At 33.4% G+C, this 1011-nt stretch carries 1 protein-coding gene; it reads right to left on the bottom strand.

The genetic code is table 11. The annotated features are described in order from the left end of the window. Nucleotides 1-161: 161 nt before the first annotated feature. On the bottom strand, nt 162-824 hold the full coding sequence (locus ACJ004_RS30015; RefSeq protein ID WP_410896727.1) for a hypothetical protein: 663 nt from the start codon (nt 822-824) through the stop codon (nt 162-164). Between the last annotated feature and the right edge of the window lie 187 nt (nt 825-1011).

The following is a 1011-nucleotide window of genomic DNA, read 5'->3' as shown; positions in this document are numbered from 1 at the left end:
GCAGGTTAGCTGAAGAAGTAAGTGTATTTGGAAACTAAAAAGTTCTGTTTATGCAAATGTTATTTTTATGTAAATAAGCCAAAAATATATAAAGGTGAATAAAATCTTGTATATTTTCAACTTATTAAAAATATTCGACTTGATGCTAAAGTACCAGTTTATCATTCACATCTATACTTGAACTTAGGCTCTGTCTGAATATAAAAAGCATTTCTTACTTGTGCACTCCAATTTGCAAAGGCTGATCTCCATTCAGGAGTGTTAAAGAATTGATCAACAGTTTGAGTTTCAGAATGCCAAACTATAAATAGGTTGAGTGGGGCAATTCCTCCTGCCCAAATTCCATTATTTGCGTCAGTATCTTCTTCCCTTAATAATAATAAGGGGAGACCAAATTGAAAAGCCATTGAAGGTTCTACTTGTGAATAAACTGATCCTATCCAGAAAGGAGTGGATGGTGGAAGGGGTCCTGCATTGACGTCAACTGTTTGAATTTTAAAACGACGAAGGTTTACTGCCAACATTCCATAGCTTGATGAAACTAACCGACGAATATCAGTTAAAATGGATTCGGGATAACTTTCGCTTAAAGGTAATGTACGCGGAAAAAGTAAAGCACTCTCAATCTCTAAAATTAGACGGTCTAGAAACCGTTGTTGGTTGGCATTTAAATGAGTTGTCGTACTTAAAAATATGGGAATACGATAAGCACGGTCAATACACTCTTGGTGTGCCGATGATTGATATACTTTTTCTTCCTTTAAAAGTTCATTTTTAGAATTTCTTGAGAAATCTGTGCGTAATTCTCCTTTATATTTCTTCACTTTCTCATCTCCTTTTTAATTAGTCTATGGAAAAGGATTAAGTGAGATTGGACAAACAACCGGATTTCTAAAATTAGGACTAAAAAAAAAACTAATAATTTGGCATAAATTCGAATTTCATTTTCGTTTAGACCCTACAAACTGAAATATTCCTATTATCAAATCATACATAGATTAATTGTACAGG

The sequence above is a fragment of the Neobacillus sp. 204 genome, from assembly GCF_046562815.1.
Classification (GTDB): domain Bacteria; phylum Bacillota; class Bacilli; order Bacillales; family Cytobacillaceae; genus Neobacillus.
This window is presented reverse-complemented; position numbering and strand designations above follow the sequence as displayed.